General features: G+C 35.8%; 24 protein-coding genes, 2 pseudogenes and 1 riboswitch. Of the genes and pseudogenes, 18 read left to right on the top strand and 8 right to left on the bottom strand.

Annotation, left to right across the window (positions count from 1 at the left end; all coding sequences use genetic code 11):
- Nucleotides 1-256: 256 nt before the first annotated feature.
- Both ACTYBU_RS04270 and ACTYBU_RS04265 read left to right on the top strand, forming a co-directional pair.
- Complete coding sequence (locus tag ACTYBU_RS04270; RefSeq protein ID WP_445487419.1) at nucleotides 257-595, top strand: DMT family transporter; 339 nt, start codon at nucleotides 257-259, stop codon at nucleotides 593-595.
- On the top strand, nucleotides 595-906 hold the full coding sequence (locus ACTYBU_RS04265; protein ID WP_445487418.1) for a DMT family transporter: 312 nt from the start codon (nucleotides 595-597) through the stop codon (nucleotides 904-906). Before ACTYBU_RS04270 ends, ACTYBU_RS04265 begins: the two co-directional genes overlap by 1 nt.
- A gap of 116 nt (nucleotides 907-1022) precedes the next feature.
- Here ACTYBU_RS04265 and ACTYBU_RS04260 read toward each other — a convergent pair.
- Nucleotides 1023-1320: pseudogene (locus ACTYBU_RS04260) on the bottom strand (IS6 family transposase); the annotation flags it as partial.
- Between the two features lie 351 nt (nucleotides 1321-1671).
- On the opposite strand from ACTYBU_RS04260, the gene ACTYBU_RS04255 reads away from it, so the two are divergent.
- Together ACTYBU_RS04255 and ACTYBU_RS04250 are read left to right on the top strand one after the other, a co-directional pair.
- On the top strand, nucleotides 1672-2304 hold the full coding sequence (locus tag ACTYBU_RS04255) for a class I SAM-dependent methyltransferase (RefSeq protein WP_445487416.1): 633 nt from the start codon (nucleotides 1672-1674) through the stop codon (nucleotides 2302-2304).
- A gap of 294 nt (nucleotides 2305-2598) precedes the next feature.
- A complete protein-coding gene (locus ACTYBU_RS04250) occupies nucleotides 2599-3453 on the top strand; it encodes a metallophosphoesterase (RefSeq protein WP_445487415.1) in 855 nt (284 codons plus the stop codon).
- Between the two features lie 46 nt (nucleotides 3454-3499).
- Here ACTYBU_RS04250 and ACTYBU_RS04245 read toward each other — a convergent pair.
- Nucleotides 3500-3610: pseudogene (locus ACTYBU_RS04245) on the bottom strand (GNAT family N-acetyltransferase); the annotation flags it as partial.
- Nucleotides 3611-4058: 448 nt separating this feature from the next.
- Between ACTYBU_RS04245 and ACTYBU_RS04240 the strand changes: the two are divergent.
- The 4 genes from ACTYBU_RS04240 (at nucleotide 4059) to ACTYBU_RS04225 (ending at nucleotide 7233) form a co-directional block, all read left to right on the top strand.
- On the top strand, nucleotides 4059-5291 hold the full coding sequence (locus ACTYBU_RS04240) for a DNA polymerase IV (RefSeq protein WP_445487413.1): 1233 nt from the start codon (nucleotides 4059-4061) through the stop codon (nucleotides 5289-5291).
- Nucleotides 5292-5316: 25 nt separating this feature from the next.
- Nucleotides 5317-5664 (top strand): YolD-like family protein, encoded by a 348-nt coding sequence (locus tag ACTYBU_RS04235; protein ID WP_445487412.1) that lies wholly within the window; start codon nucleotides 5317-5319, stop codon nucleotides 5662-5664.
- 182 nt (nucleotides 5665-5846) lie between these two features.
- The gene (locus tag ACTYBU_RS04230; RefSeq protein ID WP_445487411.1) at nucleotides 5847-6215 is read left to right on the top strand and encodes a hypothetical protein; all 369 of its coding nucleotides are present in this window, start codon (nucleotides 5847-5849) and stop codon (nucleotides 6213-6215) included.
- Nucleotides 6216-6513: 298 nt separating this feature from the next.
- On the top strand, nucleotides 6514-7233 hold the full coding sequence (locus tag ACTYBU_RS04225; protein WP_445487410.1) for a YebC/PmpR family DNA-binding transcriptional regulator: 720 nt from the start codon (nucleotides 6514-6516) through the stop codon (nucleotides 7231-7233).
- A gap of 76 nt (nucleotides 7234-7309) precedes the next feature.
- Here ACTYBU_RS04225 and argH read toward each other — a convergent pair whose 3' ends face one another.
- Complete coding sequence (gene argH / locus ACTYBU_RS04220; protein WP_445487408.1) at nucleotides 7310-8842, bottom strand: argininosuccinate lyase; 1533 nt, start codon at nucleotides 8840-8842, stop codon at nucleotides 7310-7312.
- A 251-nt stretch (nucleotides 8843-9093) separates the two neighbouring features.
- On the opposite strand from argH, the gene ACTYBU_RS04215 reads away from it, so the two are divergent.
- The 6 genes from ACTYBU_RS04215 (at nucleotide 9094) to ACTYBU_RS04190 (ending at nucleotide 14322) form a co-directional block, all read left to right on the top strand.
- On the top strand, nucleotides 9094-9813 hold the full coding sequence (locus tag ACTYBU_RS04215) for an MBL fold metallo-hydrolase (protein WP_445487407.1): 720 nt from the start codon (nucleotides 9094-9096) through the stop codon (nucleotides 9811-9813).
- 196 nt (nucleotides 9814-10009) lie between these two features.
- Nucleotides 10010-10432 carry a CBS domain-containing protein gene (locus ACTYBU_RS04210; RefSeq protein WP_445487556.1) on the top strand — a complete coding sequence of 141 codons (423 nt, stop codon included), beginning with the start codon at nucleotides 10010-10012 and terminating at the stop codon, nucleotides 10430-10432.
- Nucleotides 10433-10510: 78 nt separating this feature from the next.
- Nucleotides 10511-10663 carry a YfhD family protein gene (locus ACTYBU_RS04205; protein ID WP_445487406.1) on the top strand — a complete coding sequence of 51 codons (153 nt, stop codon included), beginning with the start codon at nucleotides 10511-10513 and terminating at the stop codon, nucleotides 10661-10663.
- Between the two features lie 196 nt (nucleotides 10664-10859).
- On the top strand, nucleotides 10860-11552 hold the full coding sequence (locus ACTYBU_RS04200; protein ID WP_445487404.1) for a response regulator transcription factor: 693 nt from the start codon (nucleotides 10860-10862) through the stop codon (nucleotides 11550-11552).
- Nucleotides 11530-13785 (top strand): histidine kinase dimerization/phospho-acceptor domain-containing protein, encoded by a 2256-nt coding sequence (locus ACTYBU_RS04195; protein ID WP_445487403.1) that lies wholly within the window; start codon nucleotides 11530-11532, stop codon nucleotides 13783-13785. The genes ACTYBU_RS04200 and ACTYBU_RS04195 overlap by 23 nt, the downstream gene beginning before the upstream one ends.
- Nucleotides 13786-13803: 18 nt before the next feature.
- Nucleotides 13804-14322: an RNA polymerase sigma factor gene (locus tag ACTYBU_RS04190; protein WP_445487401.1), complete on the top strand. Its 519-nt coding sequence runs from the start codon at nucleotides 13804-13806 to the stop codon at nucleotides 14320-14322.
- Nucleotides 14323-14366: 44 nt separating this feature from the next.
- On the opposite strand, the gene ACTYBU_RS04185 is transcribed toward ACTYBU_RS04190, so the two are convergent.
- The 4 genes from ACTYBU_RS04185 to ACTYBU_RS04170 form a co-directional block, all read right to left on the bottom strand.
- Nucleotides 14367-16319, bottom strand: coding sequence for an FtsX-like permease family protein (locus ACTYBU_RS04185; protein ID WP_445487399.1), 1953 nt, complete (start codon nucleotides 16317-16319; stop codon nucleotides 14367-14369).
- The gene (locus ACTYBU_RS04180; RefSeq protein WP_445487397.1) at nucleotides 16309-17070 is read right to left on the bottom strand and encodes an ABC transporter ATP-binding protein; all 762 of its coding nucleotides are present in this window, start codon (nucleotides 17068-17070) and stop codon (nucleotides 16309-16311) included. Before ACTYBU_RS04180 ends, ACTYBU_RS04185 begins: the two co-directional genes overlap by 11 nt.
- Before the next feature lie 124 nt (nucleotides 17071-17194).
- Entirely contained in the window at nucleotides 17195-18211 is a 1017-nt protein-coding gene (locus tag ACTYBU_RS04175) for a sensor histidine kinase (RefSeq protein ID WP_445487396.1), read from the bottom strand.
- Nucleotides 18208-18900, bottom strand: a complete 693-nt coding sequence (locus ACTYBU_RS04170) for a response regulator (protein WP_445487394.1) — start codon at nucleotides 18898-18900, stop codon at nucleotides 18208-18210. Before ACTYBU_RS04170 ends, ACTYBU_RS04175 begins: the two co-directional genes overlap by 4 nt.
- A gap of 184 nt (nucleotides 18901-19084) precedes the next feature.
- Here ACTYBU_RS04170 and ACTYBU_RS04165 point away from each other — a divergent pair, with 184 nt between their 5' ends.
- Nucleotides 19085-20071, top strand: coding sequence for a ketoacyl-ACP synthase III (locus ACTYBU_RS04165; protein ID WP_445487392.1), 987 nt, complete (start codon nucleotides 19085-19087; stop codon nucleotides 20069-20071).
- 67 nt (nucleotides 20072-20138) lie between these two features.
- Here ACTYBU_RS04165 and ACTYBU_RS04160 read toward each other — a convergent pair whose 3' ends face one another.
- Complete coding sequence (locus tag ACTYBU_RS04160) at nucleotides 20139-21008, bottom strand: aminoglycoside 6-adenylyltransferase (RefSeq protein ID WP_445487390.1); 870 nt, start codon at nucleotides 21006-21008, stop codon at nucleotides 20139-20141.
- Between the two features lie 373 nt (nucleotides 21009-21381).
- On the opposite strand from ACTYBU_RS04160, the gene ACTYBU_RS04155 reads away from it, so the two are divergent.
- From ACTYBU_RS04155 to ACTYBU_RS04145, 3 genes are all read left to right on the top strand, one after another.
- Complete coding sequence (locus tag ACTYBU_RS04155) at nucleotides 21382-23007, top strand: RNA-guided endonuclease TnpB family protein (protein ID WP_445487389.1); 1626 nt, start codon at nucleotides 21382-21384, stop codon at nucleotides 23005-23007.
- Nucleotides 23008-23349: 342 nt separating this feature from the next.
- A riboswitch (M-box (ykoK) riboswitch) is annotated at nucleotides 23350-23512 on the top strand.
- A gap of 423 nt (nucleotides 23513-23935) precedes the next feature.
- A complete protein-coding gene (gene corA / locus ACTYBU_RS04150) occupies nucleotides 23936-24919 on the top strand; it encodes a magnesium/cobalt transporter CorA (RefSeq protein WP_445487387.1) in 984 nt (327 codons plus the stop codon).
- Between the two features lie 437 nt (nucleotides 24920-25356).
- Nucleotides 25357-26277, top strand: coding sequence for a ketopantoate reductase family protein (locus ACTYBU_RS04145; RefSeq protein ID WP_445487386.1), 921 nt, complete (start codon nucleotides 25357-25359; stop codon nucleotides 26275-26277).
- The last annotated feature ends 66 nt before the right edge of the window (nucleotides 26278-26343 follow it).

Genomic DNA, 26343 nt, shown 5'->3' with positions numbered 1-26343 from the left:
AGACCCCCAACCTCAAGATGCGGAGAAATCGAGGAAACGAGGTGAGGATAACTCTGCCTGTAAAGGTCAGAGGGAGGTACACAAACTAAGGTCGCCACTTCCTTATGTCTTCGTTTGTGTGATTCCCATCTTGTGGACCACAAGCTTCCATCAGCGGGGGATGAAGAACCCTCCCACTGATGGAAAGGTTCACTTTATCTTATTTTAAATACGTTATTTTAATTTAGGTATAATTCTCGGAAAAGGAGAGGCTGTATTGTTTTATCTGTTATTATTTTTTGCCATTATTTTAGAAGTTATCGCAGTTTTTTTTCTTGAAATAACGGATGGATTTACGAATTTTGTCCCAACCATTCTAGCTATAATATTTTATTGTTCCTCCATTTCGGCATATATGCTGCTTAATGCTAGAGGGGAAGTAGGAGTAGCTAGCGCCTTGTATGCAGGAGGTGCAACAGTACTTGTTGTTATTACTGGAATAGTTTTCTTTGGTGAATCTATTTCTATATCTAAAATTCTGGGAATTTGTTTCATTATTATTGGTTCCATTTCTCTTAACATGAAAGGAAAGTCTAAAGAAAGGCTGGTTAAATAGTGGGCTATTTATTTTTAGCAATTAGTTTGATTTTAGGGGTTTCAGGACAACTGTGTGTAAAGTTATCTAAAGGTTTTAAAGTCCTTCTTCCGACAATAGGCGCATTCCTGCTATTTATTCCTTGTATTTATTTTGTTTCATTAACGACAAAATATTTTGAAATGGGTATTGTTTTTGCGATATGGGCAGGATTGACAATTGTTAGTACTACATTGTTGGGTATCTATCTATTTAAAGAATCAAAAAGCACTAGAAAGCTAGTTTCTGTTGGTCTTATCATTATTGGTGTTGTGATACTAAAGGCTTTTTAAAAAAGATAAAATTATTTATTGGAGAAATTTTCCTGTTTATAAGTAATGGGATAATCCCATATTTTTTGTTGTTTTGAAATTATGATGATCTATTTCATAAAGATGAATACCCTTAATTAATTTTTTATTCCGATTAGTTCATGAATAAATTCTACTTCATTTTGGACAGACTTTACCTGATGGTGAAGTTGTCCTTTTTTCATTATATGTTTTCCTTCAACATCACTCAATATAGAGATAGCTGTTTCATACGTTTTGATCTAAGCATGGAATATACTCGTTACTTAATGAAACGATGATGCTGTGAAGCGATATTGTTCAGAATCTGTCTTATTTGAATACTTTCAGGCATCTTTTAGTTATTGAATGGCTATAGGGGGACGCTGGATTATCGACGGTTATGACATAAGGCTTAGAAACAGAAAAGACGCAAAGCTTTCTTTAAGAAGTACCGATTGTCTGGTAAAAACTTCATGCATTTGTAATTTCACCAATTAATCCCTCGTTAGAATTATATTGGAATTAATGCAAACCTCTTTCAAAAGCATAATAGCATTGTATTTAAAATAAAGTGGCATATGCTTATGGATATCGAAGGTAAGAAAGTGGATTACCTTAACTATAGTGATAGCTGCAATTTTTTCTAGGTGTCTTTTATGCTGTATGGTGGATAGAAAGAAAAAATGACTGACAGAAATAATAGTTTAGTTATGGAAATTGTACCTTGTTTGATGGAAGAGGATTTTAATAGGACTAAAAAAAAATATGGAATTACATGGAATCAACTTAAAAAACTTAAAAAAGTGCAGGTGTTTTTATTTGCAATTATCACCTAGAATTTATCACTCATTAATTCGACCAAAATGGATTACAAAAATATATATTCAAAATAATATTCAACAGTACTTTGATTTTACAGATAGCACAGTACTGGATTTTGGAGCAGGTACCGGGGCTAACTGTACATTATGTTCACCTGATCATTACTTTGGGATTGACCCCGATATGCGCAGGATCGACTTTGCAAAACGCATGTATGCCCAGTACCATTTTGAAAATTTTAGGGATAATAAAATTCCTGTAGAGGACGATAGCATTGATTTTATTTTGATTATCGCTGTACTACACCATATCCCCCCAGAAACGATCCAATATTATGTAAAGGAATTCAAAAGAATCCTAAAACCAGAGGGCAAAATTGTAGTGATTGAACCTTGCTTTTTTGAAAAGTCCCCGATTAGCAATTGGTTCATGAAGTATAATGATAAAGGTGACTACATTCGAAGTGAAGAGGATTATATAAATTACTTTACTAAGGAAAATTTTCGATGCAACGTGCTAAGAAGATTTAAAAAGTGCTTTTTTTATAACGAACTATATTTTACAGCCGTACTATAAGTTCTTTATTTCTGTTTTGCTGCGTCTTACCTTTTGAGCAGAGATCGTTTCCGTTTTTAAATACCTGTGACTCTCCTTTAATTCATAAACAATTTACCATTCCTATATAATTACAACTGAACTAGTGAACGGAGGATAGTCAACAGGATAAACTCCGTCCTTTTTAATGCTATAATTTCATTGCCCGTTCAATATAAACATATATCGATGACTCATTTGTTCCTAATCCCCATTAATTACCTCTAATAATCCACATTCGGTTCCTCTATAATGTGGTGGAAGGGAGGAGATATAATGAAAGTACTTTTCTTGATTATGCTGTTCATCATCATCCTATTTCTTTTCTATAGGGCATATAAAAATACTCAAAAGGTTATATTAAATAAAGTTAATTTATCTACTATAAATTCTCCACATAATTCTCTTTTAAATATTTTACAAATCTCAGATATGCATCTTGAGAATATCTCCATTTCACCGGAACAACTTTACAACAAGTTGGCAGACAAGAAAGTTGATTTAATTGCTCTTACGGGAGATTACCTGGATAAAAAACGTAGTATTACTAAACTTATTCCTTATCTACAAGTATTTAATCGCTTAAATGCACAGTATGGAATCTATGTTGTGTTTGGAAATCATGATTACAAGTTAAAGCAAAAGGATTTTGAAATATTGAAGAAAGCATTTGAGGAGCATGGCTGTAAAACGCTCCAAAATGAAAATGAGACAATAATAGTTGAAGGAAAGCATGTTAATATTATTGGGATTGACGACTTTCACACAAAAAGAAGCAACCTTCAAAAATCATTTTCCAATCTAAAAAACGGATATCATTTAGTTTTAACCCATGATCCTAACATTGTTCTCAAAATGAAAGATTTCTACTACGATTATCTTTTGTCAGGTCATTTCCATGGTGGACAAATTTACTGGCCTAAACCTTATCATCTCGCAAAACTCGGACGTACAATGATGCGGATGAATATGATCAAAGGCCTGCATCATTATGATGAAAAACCTTTTTATATAAGTGAAGGCTTAGGACAAACATCTATTAACATCAGAATTGGAAGTCGTCCTGAAATCACACTTCACCAACTATCTCTAAATAATATAGAGAAGGAAGAGGCTCTGTCGGCAGTTTAACGTCAGAGCTTTTATCCCACTCTTAACGGGCAATAAGATTCCCACCTCAAGATGTTGAGAGATCATTCTTTCTATATTCCTCAGCTGAAAATAATAATTTTGAACCAACACCCTTTGAATGATATTCTGGATGCACATAAAATTCTTGAATTATTCCATAATTTCCTTCCGCATATAGACAATGTAATTTATCCCACTCTTAACGGGCAGTAAGACCCCCACCTCGAGGATGCCGAGAAATAGAGGAAGCTAGGTGGGGGATAACTGCCCGTAAAGGTCCGATAAGTGCAACTAACCATCAGTGGGGGAGGAGGAAAAACCCCCACTGATGGAAGTTTACTTTATATTTCTTTAATTATTTTTAACTTTTTTCTTAGCTTTTCTGCCTGTTGTTTGAATAAGAAAAGTTGCCGCAGCAATGTCAAATCTTCAACTCTCTTGGCAATAGGTAAACGTTTGATGAAATCTCCAGCTTTTTCTTTTCTGCAAAGCTACATATGATACTTTTGTCATTAAATGAACGATTTTCCAGTACTAAACGAACATACTTTCGTATATAATAAATACGAAAGTATGTTCTGTTTTTGGGAAGGAGATATTGTAATATGCGGGATAACGTTATTTTACTTGTTGATATGCAATCGTTCTATTCATCGGTAGAAAAAGTAGATTTCCCGGAGCTAGCTGATAAACCCCTAATCGTTTCTGGAGATCCTGAACGACGAAGTGGTGTGGTGCTTGCTGCTTGCCCATTGGCTAAAAAATGGGGAGTTCAGAATGCGTCACGGTTATGGGAAGCTCAACAAAAATGCCCTAATGCCGTAATTGTCCGGCCTCGCATGCAGCGTTACCTTGATGTTTCCATCCAAATCACAAATATTTTAAACCAGTTTACAAACCTTGTGGAAGTCTTTTCTGTGGACGAACAATTCTTGGATGTAGCGGCTAGCAGGCTGTTGTTTGGGGACTCTTTTGCCATTGCACAAAACATCAAAAATACGATTATGAATGAAATAGGGATTAATGCTCGAGTCGGCATCGGACCGAACAAAGTGCTCGCAAAAATTGCTTGTGATAATTTTGCAAAGAAAAACGAAAGCGGCATATTTCAATTAGACTTTGATAATATGCATCAGGAGATGTGGCCTTTGCCAGTTGACAAAATGTTCGGAGTCGGTAATCGAATGAAAGATCATTTACACGGAATGGGAATCTTTACGATTGGTCAATTAGCAAAATTCCCTTTAGAACTCCTCAAGAAAAGGTGGGGAATTAATGGACAGGTACTATGGCAAACAGCGAATGGAATTGATTATTCGCCTGTCACCGTAAAAACACACGACCAGCAAAAAGCAATTGGTCATCATATGACATTGCCGAGAGATTATGGGGATCTTCAAGAAATTAAAGTTGTATTACTTGAGTTGAGTGAAGAAGTGGCAAGGCGATCGCGTCTTAAGCAATACATGGGAAACACCGTTTCAATAGGGGTGCGCGGGGCAAGTTTTGATTTTCCCACCGGGTTTCACCGACAATCAAAATTATTTGCCCCTACTAACTTCGGCATGGATATTTTTCAATCTGCGTTTCATTTATTAGAAAAGCATTGGGATGGTTCTCCCATTCGCAGTATCGGAGTTGCTCTTTCTCAATTGCAACCAGCTAATTGCTACCAGCTCAATTTATTTGATATTCAAATAAAAAAAGAAAATATAAATAGGGCTTTAGATTCTATTCATTCCAAATACGGACCAACGGCCATTGTCCGTGCTTCATCCTTAACAAAAGCAGGGCAAGCCTTTCATCGAGCTGAAAAAATTGGCGGACATTACAAATAAAAAATGGAGGAGGAGGTGAAGAGTAGTGACTCCTAACAAACTAAGCCCTGGATATAATTTAATGTGGGAATCAAGTCGAATGATGCTGCCTGACCATAGGGAACAACTATTAAAGGAACGGCGTAAACAGGAGGAGTTTCAACTACCTATTCTCGATGATGATCAACTTGAGGAGATCAACCGTGTGATTGTTAAATCGATTGAACAGGAACGCACAGTTACGATTACCTATGCTGAAAAATATGGAACTGCAGAGTTCTGGGGAAAGATTCAAAAGGTAGATGTAAATGAAGGTTGGTTAAGGTTGAAAATTAATGATGAAGATAACCTAAGCCTTTCCTTTAAGCGCATCTTACAAGTGGAAATCAGCTGACTTGTAGATTTAAAATAAAGTGAACCTTTCCATCAGTGGGGGATGAGGAAAAACCCCACTGATGGAAGTTTACTTTATATGGACCGAATGCTACGAATACAATTTTACATGAAACATTAAAAAATATTGCCCGCAATAAAACAGCAAATTTTATTGGATCACAACAGACAGCTCGAGAATATTTGTATACATTCGATGGAGCAAAGGCAATGGTAGAGCTTGCCAGTCGGGAAGATGCTTATTATCAAAATTGGAATATTCCAGCAGCACACCCTATAACAGGACTTCAGTTGAAGGAACTTATCAAAAAGGAGCTAGGGTACATAAAAAAATTTAGAACCATTTCAAAAAGAATGATTAAAGGAATGGGGATATTTAGTCCTTTTATGAAAGAGATGGTAGAGATGATGTATTTAACAGAGCATCCAGTGATCTTAAGTGGAGAGAAGTATAGGAAAGAGATTGGATCTATTCCCAAAACATCCTATCAAGAAGGAATCATAAAGACATTAGAGTGGATGAAAAGCAAGAACGAAAAGAAGTCATTATAAAAAGCCTTATTCCTATGTTTTTTGAAGGAAGAGGCATGAGCTTTATGATAGAGTGTTGTATTAATATCCGATCATACATATTTTTGCAGGAATTGCTAGAAAGTTCGCTTTTTCCTCTTTAAGACTTAACAAATCATGTAATTACGGTATAATATTATTGGACTTTAAAAAAAAGGTAATCTTCAGCGTAATAAATGGGAACATATATTGAACATTTTATGTAAATCGTTGAACAATTACGGTGTTTTTATTTATAATAAATAGTTGAAATGGTGAAATTAGAAAGAGAGTGTTCATTATGGGTCGTAAATGGAACAATATTAAAGAGAAAAAAGCGTCAAAAGATGCGAACACTAGCCGTGTTTATGCAAAATTTGGCCGTGAAATTTATGTAGCAGCAAAACAAGGGGAGCCAGATCCAGAATCGAATCAAGCGTTAAAAGTGGTTCTAGAGCGCGCTAAAACATATAGTGTCCCAAAAGCAATTATTGATCGTGCAATTGAAAAAGCAAAAGGAGGTTCGGAGGAAACATATGATGAACTTCGTTATGAAGGATTCGGACCAAATGGATCGATGGTAATTGTGGATGCGTTGACAAATAACGTAAACCGCACTGCTTCAGATGTTCGTGCAGCATTCGGAAAAAATGGTGGAAATATGGGTGTGAGTGGATCTGTTTCCTATATGTTTGATGCAACAGCTGTTATCGGAGTAGAAGGAAAAACAGAAGAAGAAGTGTTGGAATTATTGATGGAAGCAGATGTAGACGTGCGCGATATTATCGCAGAAGATGACGCTGCTATTGTCTATGCAGAGCCAGATCAGTTCCATGCGGTGCAAGAAGCATTTAAAAGTGCAGGTGTAACAGAATTTACAGTTGCAGAATTAACGATGCTAGCTCAAAATGATGTAACATTAGATGGAGAGGCACAGGCACAATTTGAAAAAATGATTGATGTACTGGAAGATTTAGAAGACGTTCGCCTAGTGTATCATAATGTGGATTTAGGAGAATAAAAATAAAAGCAGAACCCCCTTATGCATGTATATGAGGGGGTTTTTGTGCAAATAAATTCTTACAAAGATAGACCATTCAACAATCGCACCAATCCGACAATATAGAATCTAACTTCTGCAGCGAATTTTCCGATTTAGTTTTCACATTTTGCAGCCAAGACTGCTGATGGGTATGCTGATTCATCCGGTCTGCGATCATTCTTTTCACTTCATCTGGATTCGGACCTCCTGGCAGGGAGCGAATACGGACAAAATAATCAGCATCAAGTGATTGTCGAAGTTTTGCCTCATCCAGCACCAGTGGTTTTCCGATAACCTTTACTGCAGTTTCATTGACAAGATCCAGAGAAATTTGATGTGGGGTGATGTTTTGAGCCATTGCGTTTTTTACAATGATACTTGCAATATGGTGTGCTTTGCGAAAGGACAGCGCGTCTGTTCGAACGATCGTATCCGCTAGTTCGGTAATGGTAGCGAAACTAGAAGCAGCCCTTTCACGCAGCTTTTCTTTATTCACTTTCACTGTTCCGATGACACAGCCAAGCAGCCGGCATAATTTATCCAAAAGATCTAAACTTTTCCAACCATACGGCTGCATATCATCTTCTGTATCGACAATGTCGCCAAAAGGAGTGTTATGAAGCATCGTGAGCACGGTTTGTGTATTGCCCACACAGCTGGATAATAAAGAACGTATATGCTCAAAGGATACTGGATTGCGTTTTTGAGGCATAATAGAGCTTATTTGCACGTAAGGATCGGCAACCGTTAACACGCCGAACTCTTGTGTGCTCCATAACAACAGGTCCTGAACAAAGCGCCCAAGGGAAATAGCCGCAATTTGAGTGGCAGCCATAGCCTCCGCAATATAATCGGCTCCTGCAATCGCATCATAGGAATTTTCCACTAATCCATCAAAGGCGAGAAGCTCCATCATTCGTTCCCGATTGATAGCGAATCCTGACGTGGTAAAAGCAGCTGCTCCCATCGGACTTTGGTTGCAATGTTCGTATGCCATTTTAAAACGCTGGATATCACGGTTTAAGCTATCGACAACTGCCATGATATAATGAGCCATTGTTGTAGGCTGCGCCTGCTGTGTATGCGTATATCCAATCATGAGGGCTTCAGCATGTTCTTTAGCAAAGTGAAGTAATTGCTCTTTTAGGGATAAGACGGAAGTTAAGGTAGTCTGCATTTTTTGACGGAGCGTCATACGAAACATGGTAATGCACATATCGTTACGGCTCCGAGCAATATGGAGATTTCCAGCAATATCTCCAGCTTTTTGAAGAAGATCACCTTCCACTTGAAAAAATAGGTCCTCCACTTCCCCAGTATAGTGAGAGGTGCGAATGGAATGTAAATCAAGGCTTCTAATAGCCTCTGCAATCTGTTTTCCTTCATCACGAGAGACGAATCCTTGTTCGTTAAGCATAATAAGCTGTGCTTTATTAATGGCCATCATCGGATCAAGCAAATGAAGCTTTGCTTCGTCATAAGAAGGCCCAAGCACTACCTCTGTGTATGTTTTTCCAGGAAAAGCATGACCTTCTTTTTGAAGAATTTTGTCATTTTGGTTTATTAATGGCTCATTCAAGTTTTCCATTGTATCCTCCCCCTAACGTTTCTTCCTTTATCTTTATAGTCCCATTATTTATTAAAATAGCAGTGTATTGCAATTGTTATCAGACTAATTTATGTCTGATGTTTTTCATTCATGCTAGTCCATTTCCCTAAATAATGTCATTCGTTTATTTGGAATAAAGCGTTCCACCTCAATAGCCTATCCTATTAAATAGGAAATGATATAGATAATCGGTATAATAATTGTAAAAACTTAAGAAACGAGGAATAAATTTGTTGAATTTTATTGGATGTGGAAGTGCTTTTAATACCCAATTAGGAAACAACGGAGCATTTATAAAAAAAGGCAATAGCCTATTTTTAATTGATTGTGGCAGCAGTACATTCGAAAGACTTCAAAGAAGCGGCTTGTTAAAGAATGTCGAAGAAGTATACATACTTTTGACACATACTCATCCAGATCATGTTGGTTCATTAGGTGACTTAATATTCTTTGGATATTATTCAATGGGTAAATTAGCAGAACCAAATGTTACGGTGCTGACTCCTTATACCATAAAAATTCAACACCTATTAAAAGGAATGGGAATAGAAGAAAACATTTATACATTGATTCAATTTAAAAAGAACGGAAGCATTCGATGTAATGATTTCCATTTACAATATGAAGCTGTTCCTGTAACACACGTAAAAGAATTAAGTTGTTTTGGCTACATCATCCATTATGGGAATAAGACCATTTATTACAGTGGAGATGCTAATGATATCCCGCTGGAAATAGTAGAAAGGCTTTATAATGGGGGATTCGACTTATTTTATCAAGATACGTGCAAAGCCGATTATGAGGGAAATGTGCATTTATCATTAAGAAAATTAAATGAATTAGTGAAGCAAGAGGTGAGAGATAAAGTGTATTGTATGCATTTAGATGAAGGATTCAAAAAAGAAGAAGCAAAAGAGTTAGGGTTTCAAGTTGTAAAATCAATAATTTAATGCACAGTTCGGATCAACTTCAGCCCTTAAATCGGTCTGTCTAGTATGTTACATGAAGAAGTGATCTTTAAGTGGGTATTATTGCCGATTCCTCCAAAACAAATCCTTCCTAAAATTTAAGCAAGTAATATTTTAATACGGAATGGAGAAAATAAAGTGGACAAACGAATTATCCATTGCAAAAGGAGGAATAGAAATGACAAAAGTGCAAGATATAATGTCAAAAGAAGTAAAAGTATGTACACCACATGAGCCTGTGACAGCAGCAGCAAAAATTATGCGTGATATCAATTGTGGTTCCGTACCGGTTTGTGAAGGGAAAAAAGTGGTGGGAATGATCACAGACCGTGATATTGTCATCAACTGTGTAGCTGATGGAAAAGACTGCAGCACAATCCATTGCCATGATAGTATGACTACAGATGTCATTACCTGTTCTCCGGATACAGACGCACATGAATGTGCCAAAATGATGGCTGACCTTCAAATCCGCCGTATCCCAGTGGTCGAAAATGGAGAAATGGTTGGAATTTGTGCTATTGGTGACTTGGCAACCGTTGACATTCATATCAATGAAGCTGGGGATGCATTAAGTCGTATTTCTCAACACCTTCAATAAGAAATTTTAAAGCAATAAGGAAGGAACAAACCTGGAGTTAGAAATTAATCACGGTCATTTTCTTTAGGAGGCAAAATTATGGGAAGAGCAAACAGTCAAAAACCATCTGGAAATAAAAATTCATTACCCCAAACCCCAAAAAATTTAAAAATAGAATCGAATCAGGTTAATGATGAGTTTTCTCAGGAGCTAGGTGAAAGAGAGAAATTAAAAGCCCCAAGACCTCAATAAAAATATGTACCATCACTATTTCAATATTAATTTTAGGGTTGCCGATTACAGGCAATCCTTTTTTTGTTAAAATTTTTTTAGCTATACATAAGCTCAACCTGAATATTAAGAAAATCTTAAGATTTTTTATCTGAGAATGTTAAGATTTTCCGATTATTATATAAACAGAGCAAAGATAGAAGAAAGCAGGGGAAACATGGAGAAGTTAAATGTATTAGTCGTGGATGATGAAAAAGAAATCCGGGACGCGATTGAAATTTATTTAAAAAATGAAGGGGTTACTGTGCTAAAAGCAAAGGATGGCATAGAGGCGCTTGAGCTGATTCATGAACAAGAAATTCATCTGATTATTTTAGATATTATGATGCCGAAGCTGGACGGCATTGCAGCAACTTATAAAATTAGAGCAGAAAAAAACATTCCCATCATTATGCTAAGTGCAAAAAGCGAAGATACCGATAAAATTTTAGGATTGCAAGTTGGTGCTGATGATTATGTCACGAAACCCTTTAATCCAATGGAGCTTGTTGCCAGAGTGAAATCACAGCTGAGAAGATATGTGACATTCGGAACATTCGAAGGCGTTAACAAAGTGATTGATTTAAACGGACTGACATTAGATGCAACAGCTAAAGAAGTGAAAGTGAATGGGGAGCCGGTAAAGCTGACGCCAATTGAATATAAAATCGTCGAGCTGTTAATGCAACATGCAGGACGAGTGTTTTCGATTGATGAGATTTATGAACGAGTGTGGAAAGAGCCAAGTTATCATGCAGAAAATACAGTTGCCGTACATATTCGCAAAATTAGAGAAAAAATCGAAATTGATGCAAAAAATCCAAGGTATTTAAAGGTGGTGTGGGGCATTGGCTACAAAATGGAAAAATAGTATTGTTTTTATTGTTTGGATCTTGTTGTTTACAAGCGGCATAAGCGGATTATTTACTTTTTACATATATGCAAGTGAATATCAGTATAAAGATTATTTTGATACACCGCAGTTTCAAGATGATGTATATGGTTTTAAAAGGTATTTAAGCGAATTTGATTTATACAAGATTCCAGAGGAGCTGGCCAAAAAAAATATAAAAGTAACAAAAGATGATATTAACGAACACCGCTATCGCTATGGAACCCTAGACGAGCAGCTTGCAAATATTAAAGAACAGTATAGACAGCGAATTGGTGATGCATATTCGGAAGAAAATACAAAGGAAGTAGAAGCACTTATTGCTGAAAGAGATAAGAAAATCGAGGATATTAAAGAGAATTTCGAAAGCGATGAGCATATACGACCAAAGGTAATAAAAGAAAAAGAGGAGCGGTTGAAAGAATATTATAAACAAAAAGAATCTCTTCGAGGAGATTACGAAAGTTATAAAGAGTGGATTACATATTATTTTAAAAATAATCAAACAGGTGAAGTCTATACGAATGTAAAGTCTGCGGAACAACAAGAGGGGAAACAGGTCATCCAGATAAAAAATACGTTGTTTCATACAAACGATACGATATCAAAGGATGATAATTATGATGACTATTATGAATTTACAATGAGGGATTTAGTTAAAAATGAAGTACAAAAAAAAGAGCAGGTAGGAACCTTTGTGGGAGAAATCGGTATATTAAAATCACTCGATCCTTCGAGCAGAATCATGCAGGAGTATCGTCAGTATGAGTATGCGAAAAAGATAGTGCTTATTTATTCTATTGCATGTATGGCAGCATTGATTTTCGCTTTTTTAATTGGAAGAAAGTCGAAAATTAGTTCGAAAGTTAGCAATCCCATCAAAGGATTTTATCACAAAATACCATTCGATTTGCAATGGGCGTTATTTCTTAGTAGCTTCATATTTGCGATTGTTTGTGTATGGGGTGTTATGACAGAATTAGAGTATCCAGAGAGTGTAGGTACTTATGAAAGTATAAGAGATATTATTTTGTTTTTAAGTATGGGAGCATTTTGTTGGGCTTTAACGATTATTCAAGGAAAGTTGATATGGAAAACAAGCAAAAATTGGAATAGGTTGAAACAAGCATGGCAGAAGTCACTGACAAGCAGAATAATTTCTTTTTTTAGCAAGTTTTGTAAAAAAACAGCTGCCCATATACACAACGCCTTTTTAAACCAAAGTGTCGGAACACAGTTATTTATTATGCTCGCAGCAATCTTCGGATTAGGCCTACTAGCAACTGTTGTATTAGCGGAACCAGATTTTATTTTTCTCTATATATTGATCCTTATCTTTATTGGAATACCGTTAACAATGAGCTTAGTAAAGAAAATCGGTTATTTTAATCGAATTGTTTGGAAAACAAATGAGCTTGCAGCAGGGAAATTAGGACCGGACCTAGAAGTTTCCGGTAAAACAGTTTTAGCAGAATTGGCAGGCAATATTAATAGATTAACAGAAGCAGTCAAAACATCGCAAAGTGAACAAGCAAAAAGCGAACGGCTGAAAACAGAACTAATTACGAATGTAAGCCATGATCTTAGAACGCCTTTAACTTCTATCATTACGTATACTCAGCTACTAAAGTCGCGATCTGTGACAACTGAAGATCAAGCTAGCTATCTTGAAATTATCGACCGGAAATCGAAGCGGCTAAAGGTGCTGATTGATGATTTATTTGAAGTGTCGAAAATGGCAAGCGGCAATATTGAGCTGAAAAAAGAAAAGGTGGATGTTGTGCAGCTATTGCAGCAGGCTTTAGCGGAATACGATGAAAGCATCAAAGAATCCACGCTGCAGTTCCGAGTCACAAATAAAGAAAAACCAGTATATGCCCTTGTTGATGGACAAAAAATATGGCGAGTTTTTGATAATTTAATCGGCAATATTTTAAAGTATTCTCTCGAGCATTCGAGGGTGTATATCACAGTTGAAAAAGTAGACAGACAAGCCGTTATTACGTTTAAAAATATTTCCAAGTATGAATTGACCAGTAATAGTGAGGAGCTGCATGAACGATTTAAGCGGGGAGATACATCCCGCCATACAGAAGGTTCAGGTCTAGGACTTGCGATTGCCAAGTCCATTGTCGAACTACATGAGGGCATCTTTCAGATGGAAACAGATGGAGACTTGTTTAAAGTAAGCATTTCGTTAAAAGAGGAGTAAAGGAAGGGAGACCAAATAATGGTGGATCCAAAAGATATTTCAAAACTATTTCCCTTATTTTATCAACGGTTATTTCAAATAAGCTACTCCATCACAAGAGATCGGCATTTAGCAGAAGACGTCGTGCAAGAAACATTTATCAAAGCAATAAAAAAAATGAGAAGTATAGAGGATGAGAAAAAAATTGGCGCATGGCTGTCGGTAACGGCAACAAGAACAGCGATTGATTTTGTTCGAAAAGAGAGGAAAAAGAAAGGAGTTTTAATGGAAAAAGATATGCTTGATAATATCGGGAAAACAGAAAAACAGAATGTGGAAGAGAAAGTTGAGTCAGATTTATTTTTCGATCGTATAAATGATGCAATTGGGAAAATGAATAAAGACTACCAGCAAGTGTTTTTATTAAAAATAAAACACGGCTTAAAAGAAGGAGAGATTGCAGAAATTCTAGGAATCAAGCCTTGTACAGTGAAAACAAGAATTTACCGTGCAAGAAAACAGTTGAAAATGCAATTTTTAAATGAAGTGAATGTATAATATGTAGAAAAGTGGTGCCTATATTAAGGACACCACTTTTCTGTTTAAAGCGCAGCTTTAATTACTTTTTTATAATAGAAAACAGATAGTACGCCGAAGATAGAATAAAGCGCTGTATATAATACCATTACAATAATCATCGGGGTCCATAATTCAGTCCCGAAGAAAAACCAGCCGGATTGGACGGCAAAGTAGCTGTGCAGCAGTCCAACAATCAACGGAATACCAAAGTTGAAAAGTTGCTTGCCTTGAATTCCTCTCAGTAAATCTCCTCGTGTATAACCTAATTTTCGTAAAATTTTATAATTGTATTTTTCGTCTTCTCCTTCGTCCATTTGTTTAAAATAAAGGATGCAGCCTGATGTAATTAGGAAAGCTAATCCTAAAAAGGCGACAATAAACATTGTTAGTCCCATCCTTTTTTTCTGCTCGTTCAGCATATCGAGACGGGAATGGTTGTCAAACTTTTGATCAAGTGCCAACCCATGAAACGTTTGATTGGCCATTTCCAATTTTGTTTCATCGTTTAAATCGATGCCGGTATAGGTAGTAGAGTTCTTCATTTGTATCTTTTTATCGATATTATTAAACAGCGTATCGAAAACAGCTTGGTCGACGATAGCTGTAGGCAGCCCGCCGCTTGTGAAATTAAAGGAAACGACTGTGTTTTGATTCAACCCTAAATAGTGAAGGGGAACGGCTCCTTTTTTATGGGTGAATGTAACAATTCCCTTATCTTTAAAACCCATAAATCGCTGCAGTGCATCATTGTAGCCTGTAAAAAGAACTTCCTCTTTTCCAAGGTTCTCCACCTCTTTGACGCTGTTTTCGCTCACAACAGCAATCTGCATACTGCTCATATCCTGGGTCATTCCTTTTGGTTCAAATGCGAGAATGTTTTTGACATTGGCACTTACTTGAATAACGGGAATGTTCGTTTCTTTAATGGATATATTTTTATCCGATAATGCTTGTTTAAAGGTATCGGCTGTTTTTTGGTCACTAAAAGCAAATTGGTTCGGTATATTCTTTTTTGCTGATTTCTCTGCAGAATAATACGTAATATAGCTTAATGACAATAAGCCAATAGCAAGAGCAGAAACGGTGGTGATAATCGTTAATAAAAGGGCATTTGACTTCATTCGAAACATAATCGTAGAAAGGGAAAGCACTTCATTAATATTTAAATAGCCGTTTTTGCTTTTTCGAATGATATTAGAAATAAAGCTGACAGATCCTTTATAGACAAGATACGTTCCAATAATAACAGACGCTAAAATGCCAACCATTGCCATAAATAATTGATTCATGGTAATGAAATCACCACTAAATAGTCTAGATGAAAGATAATAGCCGACAATCACAAGAATAATTCCAACAATACCCATCAACATTTCCCAAATGGATAATTTTTTTACTCTGCCTTCCGATGAAGATTTCACTCTAAATAAAGCTAAAATCGTTTGTCTTTTAATAAAGATATAGTTCATCAACATGATAAAAACATAAATCGCACAAAATACAAGTATCGTTTGAATCAGTGCCTGTGATGAAAAGTGCAATGTTGCGATTCCTTTCACACCAGTTATTTTAAACAAAATTAAGATAGCTAATTTCGAAAAAGAAAATCCGATAAAAGTGCCAATCAGCAAGGAGCCAAAATACAAGATAATGTTTTCCGTAATAAGGATTCGGAAAATCCGATCTTTCGTCATTCCAATCAGCTGAAATAAGCCAATTTCTTTACTGCGGCGTTTAATAAAAATCGTATTCGCATAAAAAAGAAAGATACCGACGATCGCAACTAATAAAATAGATGCTGCACGAATGGAAGCTCCTCCTTTTAAAGAACCTTTTGTTGCATCCATGGACGGATCATATTGTAAGGTCACAAAAGCGAAATATAAGGAAACACTAAAAATAAGGGCCAAAACATACAGATAATAATTTTTGATATTCTTTTTTAAATTTCGCAGGATGAGCTGATTAATGTTCATATTGCACCCCGCTTAACACTCCTTGTGTTTTCATAATATCTTGGAAGAAGCTTTGTCTTTCTTGTTCGCCTTTATTTAGCTGTGTATAAATTTGTCCATCCTTTATAAAAATAACTCTGCTTGAGAAACTAGCCGCTGCTGGATCATGTGTAACCATCACAATCGTTGCTTTGCGGTTTTTATTAAGACTGCTAAGTTTATTTAATAAATCGGAAGCAGATTTGGAATCTAGTGCTCCAGTCGGTTCATCGGCGAAAATAATGCTCGGTTCATGAATAAAAGCTCTTGCGGCAGATGTCCGCTGTTTTTGTCCGCCGGAAATTTCGTTTGGATATTTATCTTTTAACTCGTAAATGCCAAGCTCTTTCGCCAGCGTATTAAATTTATCTTGTGCTTCTTTTTTTGGTACATTGGAAATAGATAAAGGAAGCAGAATATTTTCCTTCACTGTTAATGTATCCAGCAAATTATAATCTTGAAAAATAAAGCCGAGATGGTTTTTGCGAAATAGGGCTAATTGTTTTTCTTTCATTCCGGTAATTTCATTGCTTTCGATTTTAATCGTACCGCTTGTCACTTTATCAATAGAAGAGAGCACATTCAGAAAAGTTGTTTTACCAGAACCAGAAGCTCCCATTATGCTGACAAATTCTCCTTGTTGAATGCTGATGTCCAAACCCTTTAATACTTCTTGCTTATTAAACTTATTTCCATAGCTTTTATGAATTTTAGTTGCTTCTAAAATACTCATTTTTGACACACTCCTTTAGTTGATACGTTTATTATAAAAAGATATGGTTATTAATTCCTTCGATTTGGCGAACAAATAAAAGGGGCATGTGACATTTTTGTCACATGCCTTGTCATTTCTGAGATTATTGAATCTGTTGTCTATGTATAAGATGGACAAAATCATTCTTTTTCGGGAAGGTTAACGTAAAAATAGTCCCTTTATTCGGCATTGATTCTACTTCGATATGAATAAGCAAGCTATCAGCAACTTTTTTGCTTAAATATAATCCCATGCCTGTTGCATGATGATTCATATGATGAGTTGTCGAAGTAAATCCTTTATCAAAAATACGAGGGAGATCTTTTGCATCAATGCCAATTCCGCTGTCCTTAATTTGCAAAATATTATTTTCCCCTTTTTGGAAGCTGCTTATCATAATATCAGATGCAACGCTGTACTTTACAGCATTGGACAAAAGCTGTCGAACGATAAAAGCAAGCCACTTGCTGTCACTAAGTACTTCTGCTGCTTTTAACTCAATGTCAAAACCAATTCCTTTTTGTATACACCACGATTGCAATGTTTTAATTTCTTCGAAAATGATTGCTTCGATATTAGCTTTTTCGATATATAAATCATTTTGAATAAAAGGAATTCTTTTATGGTGAAGCTGCTGATCAAGCAATAAATGGATTCGTAGCCACTCATAAGTTAACTGTACTTTAATCGGTTCATTTTCCAAGCGGTCGATCATCAAATGAAGGGCAGTTAATGGTGTCTTTACTTCGTGTATCCAAGCCAAAAGTTCATCCTTTTCTTGTTCCAGCAAGATTGAATTTTGCTGCGCTTCCTTTTTCAGCAATTCTGTTTGATTTCTCATGCATTCTTCGATAATTTTTTCAAAAGGGCGTTCAGGATCTGTTATGCTTGTTAAATCAAGATTATCTTCCCGTTCTGCCAAACTTTTATAAAATGCCGTTTCTTTTTGATAGCGAAGCAACAAAAAAATAATGAGAAAGAGCAATGCTAAAAAAGATATATATAACATGGAATGAAAAGAAAGTCTTTGATCCATGCTTGCAATAAAAAGGCTAAATAATTGTATAAATAGAATGAAAAAAATCCAGCTTTTTTTTTCGGAAAGATATTTTTTAATCATAAGCTTTCCTCTTCAATGGCAATATAGCCTTGGCCGACTTTTGTTTCAATAAACTTGCCAAGATCGATTTCCTCGAGCCTTTTTCGCAGCCGATTAACATTAACAGTAAGCGTATTATCACTGATAAAACGTTTATCATTCCACAAACTGTTGATTAACTGATCCCGGCTGACAATTTTATTTTTTTGTTCAATAAGCTGTTTCAAAATAAAAATTTCATTTTTCGTTAATTCAATAGAGGAGCCCGATTGGTTTACAACCATATTTCTTTCATAATCAATCGTTGCGCCGCACCATGTTTTCAGTTCATTTGTTTCTACATTATAATTATAGACACGGCGCAGGATGGCTTGGATTTTAGCGATCAGCACATCAAAATGAAAAGGCTTTTGGACAAAATCATCTGCACCAAGCTGCATCGACATCACCATATCAGTAGGGTGATCTCTCGAGGATAAAAAAATAATAGGTACATTCGAATGACTGCGGATCATTCGGCACCAATGAAAACCATCGTATTTTGGCAGCTGTATATCAATAATCACTAAGTCGGGTTTTTTCTCTGTAAAATCCTGCATCACATGATTAAAATCAGTGATGCCAAATACTTCATAAGACCACTGATTTAATCGTTCCTTAATCTCTTGAAATAAGGTTACATCATCTTCAATTAACAATAGTTTAAACATAATTACCACCACATTTTCCACATTTATCTATATAGAGTGTAACGAAAATTGGGAAAGGATGCTAGATAAATGGTAAAAAGAGCTAAATATTATGAAAAGATGGAACAGTATTGCAATTTTTTAGTACCTGGTGTTAATATTAAGTTATAATACTAGATGTTAAATGAAGAGGGAGAGGAAACAAATGATTTCGAAAGCAAGAATTACAGCGATTGGAGCATATGTACCTGAATCAAAACTAACAAATGCAGACTTAGAAAAAATGGTCGATACAAATGATGAATGGATTGTACAAAGAACAGGAATAAAGGAAAGAAGAATGGCAGGAGAAACAGAGTATTCTTCCATGATGGCTATAAAGGCAATTGAAAATCTTAGAGAAAATTATAAAATGGAGTTAAAAGATGTTGATTGTATAATTGTCGCAACGACAACGTCTGACTATGCATTTCCTAGTGTAGCTTGCCAAATTCAACATCACTTTCATATAACTAATACCGGAGCATTTGACTTAAATGCTACATGTGCAGGTTTTACATATGGATTGCACATAGCTAATAGTTTAATTACTTCAGAGACTCATAGAAAGATACTTGTTGTGGCAAGTGAGACTTTATCAAAAGTAACAGATTATAAAGATCGATCCACCTGCATTTTATTTGGCGATGGAGCAGGAGCGGTGTTAGTAGAGTACGATGCAGAGAACCCTAGTTTTCTTGCACACCACATGGGAACAAATGGTGAAGGGGGAATGAATGTATATAGAACAACATTCGCTGAAACGATGCATGATACTCCTTTAACGAGAAGCGGAAAGATGGTTCAAAATGGAAGAGAGGTTTACAAATGGGCTGTTCGTACGTTGCCTGTAGGAATACAAGCGTTATTGCATAAGGCAGATTTAAGCAAAAAGGAAATCAACTGGTTTATTCCACATAGTGCAAATTTACGTATGGTGGAATCAATTTGCGAAAAATCTGGAATTTCTTTAGAAAAAACCTTAACCAGTATGGAGTATTATGGAAATACATCATCTGCTTCTATTCCCTTGGCACTAAATCTAGCAATAGAAGAGGGAAAAGTGATGAATGGCGATAAGCTATTACTGTATGGTTTCGGAGGAGGGCTCACCCATTTAGGATTAGTAATAAAATGGAATTTAAGTCGATGAAAAAAGCTGCGCTATTATCTTTATAGCGTAGCTTTTTTTTGAGTTGTTTAATGGCATACATCAGAAATTAATAAATTTCCGTTGCACTAGAAGGCAGATTTTTAACATGCTGCAAATGCTGAAGCACTTTTTTCTCTTCCTGGAATCGATACTCATAATTCAACTTTTGGGCAACAAATAGGGCAGTTTCTTGAAAAAGACCTATCATTGTAAACAAGGAAGTCCAACTGCTTTCATAATTATCTGTTTTATAAGTGCTCAGCAGCTGTTCCCATTCGGTAGAATCCACAAAGCGTTCTAAATATTTACTGTTTTTGCCGACACTAATTGAAAAATCTGTTTCGATTCCGACTTTCCATTCCATCATCTTAAGCAACGTGTTTCGTATAATCATTAGATGATCGATTGCATACAGAATTTCTTGTCTCCATAATCCTTTTGCAACATAGGTTGATACCCACCAAAATTCATTCCAACAGTCGGCAAATAAAGCCGCAGAAGGTATTTTTACTAAATAATCTCGATCGGAAGGTGCTGGAAAAGAAGAAATGATATCATCCTTATCCAATAAAAGGGTTGTTAAAGAATCCTCTTTCAAATAGCCATGTCTGTCGTCAAGTGGTGCAAGGGTTAAGTCAATGCGGTTGCCATCTGTAAATAACATTAAATAAGGAAATCTTCCACCCTTTTCAGAGGGATAGAGCACGCTAGTTTCTGGAGTCTGCATCATAATGCGTTCTCCAAACACATCAATCCAATCACAATCTTCAATGAACGCATTCATATCCGTAACAAAATAAACGATATCATAATCTTGAAAAGGATCTTTAGGAGCGTTGAGGTTTGCACGGGAACCATTCATGCAAACCATACGAATTCTTTCATCCCTTTTTGCCATTTCTATTAATAATTGAACCATTTCCTGTTCTGATCGCATTTTTTTGCTCTCCTTGTTTTCATTATTTTTTAAAGAGAGGGATAGGAGGACCTCGAATAGGGTAAGAATCAGGTTATATAGGGTGCTGAGGAACGGGCATACAAAAACCTCCATTTTTTTCTGTATGATAGAAATAATTCAACGTATAGACCAAAAAACCTCTATTTATGCATGCCTATAGAATAGGAATTGAAATGGAACTCTTTACCTTTATAAATGTATTGATAAAACCATAGTACTTATAAAGGAAGCCCATTCCTTCAGGTGTGGGAGGAATTTGCTTTTTTTGAACATTTTGTTAAAAGGTACATTTGTTCCATTTTGTTTGTTATAATTATAACACAAACAAATGTTCTGTATGGAGGTTTTTGTAATGGCAAAGGAGACAACGCCTTCCTATGTATTAACGATGGAATTATGGACAAATCCTTCTATTATAAAAGATATTAAGAATAATTTAGAAGTGAGTCGCGTTATTTATAATTCGAGTCTTGGAGAACTATTAAAACGGGAAAAACAAATGAAACGGACAAAGAAGTATAAAAAATTAAGAAGATGCCTTTGTGCTGTTTCTAAAAAACTCTCTTATAATAAAGCACAAGGAAATAAAAAGAACATCCAATTCTATCAAAACGAGAAAAAACAAATCATGAAGAAGATATTTGATATACAAGAACGATTTGAGTTAACGGAGTATGCTATGCACGATTATCTTAAAATCATTCGGAACCATTTTGGAAATACATTAAATGCAGATATTGCTCAAAAAGCAGCTACTCGTGCTTGGAATACGTTTTGTAAGAAATTGAAAGGTGAATCCAAGAGAGTGAACTTTATTAAACGCGGAGAATTGGTTAGTTTTGAAGGAAAGAAAAACAATACTGGCTGGTTTTATCGAGATGGCACCATTGTTTTTGGAAAAACAAATATACATTTAATCATGAAAGAAAATGATTTGTACATGCAGGAAGCATTGTCTAACTTCGAAAATAGTGTTGAATTTGAATACAAAACTAAAAAAGGAGAGGTGAAAAAATCTTTCCATAAAGTGAAATATGTTCGAATTATAAAACGTGTAATATGTGGAAAAACTCGTTATTTTGCTCAATTGATCGTTCAAGGATTTCCCCCAGCGAAACGAAATAAAGATGGTTCATTCAAACATCAAATTGGAAAAGGTCGTGTTGGAGGTGACTTAGGAACTTCTTCTATCGCAGTCGTTGGAGAGAATGAAGTTCTCTTAACGAATTTAGCTGAGAATGTGATGAACCTAACAAGGAAAATTCGATTGATTCAAAGAAAAATGGATCGTTCAAAACGAGCGATGAATCCGAAAAATTACAATAAAGATGGAACAATTAAAAAAGAAAAAAAGATGTGGATTTACTCCAAACATTATTTGAAGTTGAAAGCCAAAATGATAGAATTATATCGAAAGCAAGCCGATAATAGAAAACTATCTCATCGTATATTAGCTAATAGACTACTTTCCTTTGGAGATAAACATTACTGGGAAGAAATGAACATAAAGAGTTTGCAAAAACGTGTTAAGAAAACAGAAATCAGTGAAAAAACAGGAAAATACAAGCGCAAAAAGCGTTTTGGAAAAAGTATTGGGCATCGTGCTCCCGCAATGTTTATTAGCATACTTGAACGAAAAGTAACAGCTCAAGGTGGAATGTTAAAGAAAGTGAATACAAGAATATTCAAAGCTAGTCAGTATAATCATAAGACAAATGATTATACGAAAAAAGAATTAAAAGAAAGATGGCACATCTTTAGTGATGGGACAAGCATTCAACGAGATTTATACTCGGCGTTTCTGTTGATGAATTCCAATCAGACAGGAACTAAAACGAATAGAAAACGTTGTGAACAGACGTTTGAAATGTTTCAATCTTTACATGATAAAGAAATAGAACGAATAGAGAAACAAGGTATAATGGTGTTAAATGCAGGCATTCGATTAAAAAACAAAAAAACTGCTGCAGCAGTTTAAAAATAAATAATGGCGGTGTGATCTACCGAGTCTGTGAGGACCATAGATGCAGTCGCGAATGGCAACAAAGGTTGCTTTGGCTGTGAAAGTTCTGAATAAACCTTTAAACAGGATATTTATTAATGTCAGTGCTTAATTCCCAAGCCGTCCACTCTTAAGAGTGTGGAGTGTGTGAATGTACTTGTACGTGTATGAATGAAGAGAAGCAAGAGTTTTTCAGAACCCCATTGCTTTAGCGATGGGAGTATCAGCAAATAAAGAAATATAGTTACAATGACTTGACGAAAATGTTTTCAAGGGTATATAGTGTGTACGAGGATAAATAAGATTCGAATTTAATAATTTGTTTTCTGTTAAGTGAGGCTCCTGTATAGAGATACGCTGCTGCCCAAAAATGTCCAAAGACGCCAATGGGTCAACAGGAAAAATCGGATTAAGGTTTTTCTTAATGTAGCTGGATAGTTCCTATGCTATACAGTGCTAAAACAAAACGAGGGAAGACATAAGAAGCGATATATTTCTACGTATATTGTTTGTAATGACTTCTTTCGATCGAAAGAGGTTTTTTTTTAGAGAGATAAGAAAGTATAAGTTTTTTGAAGTCAGATAGCTATCTAGCTCCAGCGCCTATTGCCTAACATACTTCAGAACTTCACCCTACGATAAGGCAACATCGGTATGCCATTCGGCTTAACGTGTTTCCTTTATCTCAGTAGAATACGGCAATTACCAAGGCGCTTATGCTTTTCTAAATGGAGGTGGGGAAGAATGGGAGCAGATGATCCAAATTCGATACAGAATAATAAGCAAATAAAGAATGAGGAAATAAAGATTCCTCCCGTTCTCCGAAAGACCTATTTGTATATAGAAATGAACGGGAGTTTAAGCATCTTTTATTGCCTCTAATCGAAGTGGAGAGGTGACAAGCATGATTAAGACCTATTTATATACAAAAACAAATGAAGAAGTAAAAAAGAAAATTGATTTAGCAGATATAAAAGAGCATATGAAAGTGGGAAACGAGAAAGAAAATCTTCTGTGGATCGATCTTTATGATACAACAAAGGAAGAGCTGCAAAAAATTGCGGATATTTTTGATTTTCATCCCCTTGCTATAGAAGACTGTTTACAGCATACACTGCGGTCTAAAGTCGACCGTTATGACGGATATACATTTTTTATTTTTAATGCCGTTAATTATAATGAAGAAGAAGATGTAGAAATTACCACGCAGGAATTAAATGTCTTTTTGGGCGATAATTATATTGTTACGGTTCATCCAAAAAGAATTAAAGCGATAGGGAAAGTAGTCGAGACGATTCGCCATAGCAAAACAAAAATGAATCAAGGGGCAGATTATTTTCTTTATGCTATTATAGATGAAATTGTAGATGAGTATTTTCCTATCTTGGACAGAATTGCAGAGCGGATTGATGAACTGGAAGATGAAATGTATATAAACCCTGCACAAGAAATTTCCGAAGAATTCCTTGCTCTTAAAAGAACCATAGTAATATTCAGAAGAGTTATTCAGCCGAAAAAAAGAATCTTTGCTTCTGTTGGCAACCGTTATTTATTTAAGGTGCAAGAAGAAAATATTCCTTATTATATGGATTTAGTGGATCATCTTGAGCGTATTGCTGATTCATTAGAAGTGTATCGGGATCTTGTATCTGGTGCCATGGACACGTATTTTTCCATTGTTTCTGCAAGAACGAATTCATCGATGCAGCATTTAACCATGATTACAGTACTTACTGCAGTCATTGCTGCTATTACGGGTTTTTTTGGCATGAATATTCCGCTGCCGTTTCAGGATAAACCCATTATGACAATCGTAGTACTTATTCTGCTTATTTTGATTCCTATAGTCAGTTGGAAATCAGCGAAAAAAAGAGATTATTTAAAATAAGGGCTATGTTAAAGCTCAGTGTTGATTTTGGCACTATGTTGATTTTCGTTCCAGGAGTGAGACTCCTACGGGAAAAGCGAGTTAGAGGGAGACCCCACAGGCTCAGAAGCGCCGAGGAGGCTCCCGGGACCGCCCGCGGAAAGCGAACACCTCTCGCTGCAATCAACAGGCAAGTTAAACAGGGCCAAAATAAAAACAAATGAACCGATATAAATGAAAAACGCAAAAAAGCCTTTGAAGGCTTTTTTTTTGTTAATTAGAAAAAATTTTATTAGAGTAGCTGTAAATTTATAACCCAAAACAATTTTAGCTTTCGTTCTTCGTCTTAAGGGCATTATAGATGCAGGTGGAATGATCTTTTTGCATTCTCTCCCATGTTCCAGCGTGGTATGATGAATATGTCTTAGTTGGAAAAGGAATTATTGGAGGAGAATGACATGTCAATGATAAAAAAAATTGCCATTGTTGGATTAGGAGCAATCGGCTCTGTATATGGAGATATTCTTCAGAAAACAGGAGAATTGGAAGTGAAGGCAATTGTCGATCAGAAAAGAAAACAACGATATGAACAAAAAGGGATATATGTGAATAATGAACCCGTTTCATTTACATACATAACACCGGAAGAAAAGAGTGAAGCCGCAGACTTAATTATAGTATCGGTTAAATATGGACAGCTGGAAGAAGCAATTGCTTCTATTCTCAATCATGTTGGGGAAAATACGACAATACTATCCTTGTTGAACGGTATAACGAGTGAAGAAGAAATTGCAGCAGTATATGGAAGGGAAAAAGTAGTATATGCCATGTGCAATGGCATTGATTCAACACGAGACGGCAATTCTATTTATTGTTCCAATCCGGGGAAAATATCGTTTGGGGAAAAGAAAAACGAGGAGCTTACAGAGCGAGTGCAAAACATCAAAGCATGCTTTGAAAAAGGAAAAATTCCAGTAGAAGTTCCGAAAGATATGGAAAGGACTTTGTGGTACAAATTTATGATAAATGTTGGGATGAATCAAGTATCTGCAGTCACCCGATCCCCTTACGGCTTCTTTCAAGAACCTGGTTTTGCAAGAGATTTAGCAATGGATGCGATGAAAGAAGTGATCATGCTTGCAAAGGCACAAAAGATCGACTTATCAGAAGTAGATATGGATGATTTCTTTAAAAATATAGTAAGCAATATCAGCAAGGATGGAAAAACTTCGATGCTTCAAGATATAGAAGCAAAACGGTTGACAGAGGTAACGATGTTTTCGGAAAAAGTGATAGATTACGGTAAAAGGCTGAACATTGAAACGCCTGTTAATCGAACATTGTATCAAATTATACGTGCATTAGAATCAACGTTTTAAATATTTGAAAAACAGAAAGATGCTGGGACAAAACTCTCCTCTGAGATGAAAAAGCCGGTGGAATTT

This window comes from Niallia sp. 03133, assembly GCF_052663225.1.
This window is presented reverse-complemented; position numbering and strand designations above follow the sequence as displayed.

What these genes read in the sequence shown, in the direction of transcription:
- ACTYBU_RS04255 (WP_445487416.1), top strand. Translation starts at nt 1,672, where the DNA reads ATGGAATTACATGGAATCAACTTAAAAAACTTAAAAAAGTGCAGGTGT.
- ACTYBU_RS04250 (WP_445487415.1), top strand. Translation starts at nt 2,599, where the DNA reads ATGAAAGTACTTTTCTTGATTATGCTGTTCATCATCATCCTATTTCTT.
- ACTYBU_RS04240 (WP_445487413.1), top strand. Translation starts at nt 4,059, where the DNA reads ATGCGGGATAACGTTATTTTACTTGTTGATATGCAATCGTTCTATTCA.
- ACTYBU_RS04225 (WP_445487410.1), top strand. Translation starts at nt 6,514, where the DNA reads ATGGGTCGTAAATGGAACAATATTAAAGAGAAAAAAGCGTCAAAAGAT.
- argH (WP_445487408.1), bottom strand. Translation starts at nt 8,842, where the DNA reads ATGGAAAACTTGAATGAGCCATTAATAAACCAAAATGACAAAATTCTT.
- ACTYBU_RS04210 (WP_445487556.1), top strand. Translation starts at nt 10,010, where the DNA reads ATGACAAAAGTGCAAGATATAATGTCAAAAGAAGTAAAAGTATGTACA.
- ACTYBU_RS04205 (WP_445487406.1), top strand. Translation starts at nt 10,511, where the DNA reads ATGGGAAGAGCAAACAGTCAAAAACCATCTGGAAATAAAAATTCATTA.
- ACTYBU_RS04200 (WP_445487404.1), top strand. Translation starts at nt 10,860, where the DNA reads ATGGAGAAGTTAAATGTATTAGTCGTGGATGATGAAAAAGAAATCCGG.
- ACTYBU_RS04190 (WP_445487401.1), top strand. Translation starts at nt 13,804, where the DNA reads ATGGTGGATCCAAAAGATATTTCAAAACTATTTCCCTTATTTTATCAA.
- ACTYBU_RS04185 (WP_445487399.1), bottom strand. Translation starts at nt 16,319, where the DNA reads ATGAACATTAATCAGCTCATCCTGCGAAATTTAAAAAAGAATATCAAA.
- ACTYBU_RS04180 (WP_445487397.1), bottom strand. Translation starts at nt 17,070, where the DNA reads ATGAGTATTTTAGAAGCAACTAAAATTCATAAAAGCTATGGAAATAAG.
- ACTYBU_RS04175 (WP_445487396.1), bottom strand. Translation starts at nt 18,211, where the DNA reads ATGATTAAAAAATATCTTTCCGAAAAAAAAAGCTGGATTTTTTTCATT.
- ACTYBU_RS04170 (WP_445487394.1), bottom strand. Translation starts at nt 18,900, where the DNA reads ATGTTTAAACTATTGTTAATTGAAGATGATGTAACCTTATTTCAAGAG.
- ACTYBU_RS04165 (WP_445487392.1), top strand. Translation starts at nt 19,085, where the DNA reads ATGATTTCGAAAGCAAGAATTACAGCGATTGGAGCATATGTACCTGAA.
- ACTYBU_RS04160 (WP_445487390.1), bottom strand. Translation starts at nt 21,008, where the DNA reads ATGCGATCAGAACAGGAAATGGTTCAATTATTAATAGAAATGGCAAAA.
- ACTYBU_RS04155 (WP_445487389.1), top strand. Translation starts at nt 21,382, where the DNA reads ATGGCAAAGGAGACAACGCCTTCCTATGTATTAACGATGGAATTATGG.
- corA (WP_445487387.1), top strand. Translation starts at nt 23,936, where the DNA reads ATGATTAAGACCTATTTATATACAAAAACAAATGAAGAAGTAAAAAAG.
- ACTYBU_RS04145 (WP_445487386.1), top strand. Translation starts at nt 25,357, where the DNA reads ATGTCAATGATAAAAAAAATTGCCATTGTTGGATTAGGAGCAATCGGC.